Raw genomic sequence first — 2,800 nt, forward strand, 5'->3', positions numbered from 1 at the left:
CTTCTGCCTGCTGCCATGCCGCATAATCCTTGTACTGAATTCGCAGGGGCGCAAGCTCTGCCCCATGGTACAACTGAACAAACTCCTGAACCATAATCCCGATGGACGTTCCGTCGGAAATGATATGGTGCATGTCAATCATCAATACATGTCGATCCGGCTTCCGTTCGATCAGCCCGACCCGCAAGAGCGGCGCATGACTAAGATCAAAAACACGCACAAATTTGTGTAGGAGCCCTTCCACCTCTTCTTCGCTCGCATGCACGTACTCCACGGCAAATTCCACGTCCTCGCGTACCCGCTGGACAGGTTCACCGTTGACCAATTCTATGCCGGTTCGCAACGCCTCGTGGCGACGGATTAATTGGCGGAATACGGCCTCCAGCCTTTCTCGATCGATTGGCCCGTCCACCGTAAAGATACTCGGCATATTGTAGCTAAGCTCTCCGCCTTCCAGTTGACTCAAAATGTACATTCGTTTTTGTGCGGAAGAGACGGGATAATGGGTCCTTTCTTCAATGACTGGAATGGAACCATACGTATGTTGTTCCTTGCCAGAGATGACTTCTGCCATTTGCTCGATGGTCGAGTATTGGAACACTTCCCGCAGCGGCATCTCGATCCCCATCGCTTTGTGCATCTTCGCCACCAGTGTAGTCGCTCGCAATGAATGTCCGCCAACGTCGAAGAAGTTGTCCTTCATGCCGATGCGCTCTAATCCAAGCACCTCTTGCCAGATTTGCGCTAGTTGAGCTTCCATCGGGGTGCGCGGAGCCACGTATTCTGTCCCCGTTTGCATGCCCCCCTCTGGCGTTGGCAGCGCTTTGCGGTCCACTTTTCCGTTCACGTTCAATGGGATTTGCTCCAAGTGCACAAAGAAGGACGGGATCATATAACCAGGCAATTCCTCGGACAGCAAAGTTCGTAAGTCGCTTACCGTCAGTTCCTTTTCCGCTACAAAATAGGCGCACAAGTGTTTTTGTCCAGTTTCATCATCTCGTGCAGTGACGACGGCCTCCTGTATGGCTTCTAGCTTCATCAATTGGGTTTCGATTTCACCCAGCTCGATTCGGTAGCCACGGATTTTTACCTGTTCGTCGATCCGGCCTTTGTATTCCAACGTACCGTCTGAGCGCCACCTTGCCAAATCCCCCGTCCGGTAGCTGCGTTCTCCTTGCCGGAACGGGCTTGGGATAAACTTCTCGTCAGTTAATTCTGGCTTGTTTGAATACCCTCTGGCTACCCCATCTCCACCAACAATCAGTTCGCCCCAGGCGCCAATTGGCGCTAGATTCATGGACCGATCCACGACGTAAGCTGTGGAGTTGTGAATCGGACGGCCAATCGGCGCTGCCTCTGTCTGTTCTTCCTTAATCTCCTGCGTGGTAGAGATTGTAGCGTTTTCGGTCGGTCCATAAGCGTTGATGATGCGAAGCCCCGGATGATGCTGGAGTACGCGATTGATATGGGGCACGGATAGTACGTCTCCCCCAACGATCAACGTTTGTACGCCTGCGAACAGCTTGCTGTCCTGTTGGGAAAGCTGATTGAACAGAGGCGTGACCAGCAGCATGGTGGTAATGCCGTACTGCTGGATCGTTTTCTTAAGCTTCGTGGCATCCAAAATCACATCGTTAGACACCAGATGCAAACGTCCGCCGTTTAATAGCGCTCCCCAAATTTCAAACGTCGAAGCGTCAAACACGATCGCCCCCGCCTGCAGGATGCGGGTCTGTTCGTTCAGCTCGGCATAGTTGGTGTTTTTCACCAGACGCACGACGTTTCGATGTTCAACCATTACCCCTTTGGGCTGGCCTGTTGATCCTGAAGTGTAGATCAGATTAGCCAGGTGACGGGGACCTGTGAGGAGCTCCAGATTCGAGCCGTCTTCCTTGGCGAACAACGCGTCCTCCAAAACGAAGGTTGTACCCGTGAAGGAGACGCGTTCCTGGAAGCGTCGTTGCACCAACAATTGCTTCGCCCCGGAATCCTCCAGCATGTAGCGCATCCGTTCATCCGGATATTCTGGGTCGATCGGTACGTAGGCGCCGCCTGCTTTCAAGATTCCCAATAGGCCGACCATCATCTCCAGAGAACGCTCCACCAGGATGCCTATTGGCTGATCCGGCTGTACACCTTCTGCACGCAACCTACGCGCAAGCCGGTTCGCCTTTTCGTTCAGCTCACCGTATGTCAACTGGCTTCCTTCATAAACAACCGCAACCTGATCCGGCGTACGCTCCACCTGCTCTTCAAACAACTGGTGAATCGTCTTGTCTCGCGGATAGTCTGTAACCGTGCCGTTGAATACCTCCAGAATCTGCATTTTCTCATCCGGGGTAATCATCTCAATCGCCGAAAGTTTCATTTGCGGGTCTCTCACAATGACATCGATCAACTGCTTGAAGTGCTGTGCCATTCGCTCTACCGTTTCTCGTTTGTACAACGAGTTGGCGTATTCGATGCTGCATACGATGCCTTCTGCTTCCTCTACCGCGATAAAGGTAAGATCAAACTTGGCAACGTTATGTTGATTCGGATAAACCCTACATGTCAGGCCCTCGATGTCCAGTGCCCCTTGCTCTGTGTTTTGCAGGATGAACATCGTATCGAACAACGGATTGCGACTTACATCTCTGGCCACATCTAGCTTGTTGACCAATTCTTCAAACGGATAGTCCTGGTTTTCGTAGGCTCTCAGTGCATTTTCTTTCACTTCCTGGACGTACGCATGGAACGATTTTTCTCCCGACGGAGCGTTGCGCATCGCCAGCGTATTTACAAACATCCCCAGCATCTG

General features: G+C 52.2%; 1 protein-coding gene. It reads right to left on the reverse strand.

Going from position 1 to position 2,800, the window contains the following annotated elements:
• Positions 1 to 2,800, reverse strand: a 2,800-nt coding sequence (locus tag GON22_RS25405; RefSeq protein WP_160398852.1) for a non-ribosomal peptide synthetase, incomplete at both ends; no start/stop codon positions are given.

The sequence above is a fragment of the Paenibacillus sp. MMS18-CY102 genome, assembly GCF_009789195.1.
Classification (GTDB): Bacteria; Bacillota; Bacilli; order Paenibacillales; family Paenibacillaceae; genus Paenibacillus_T.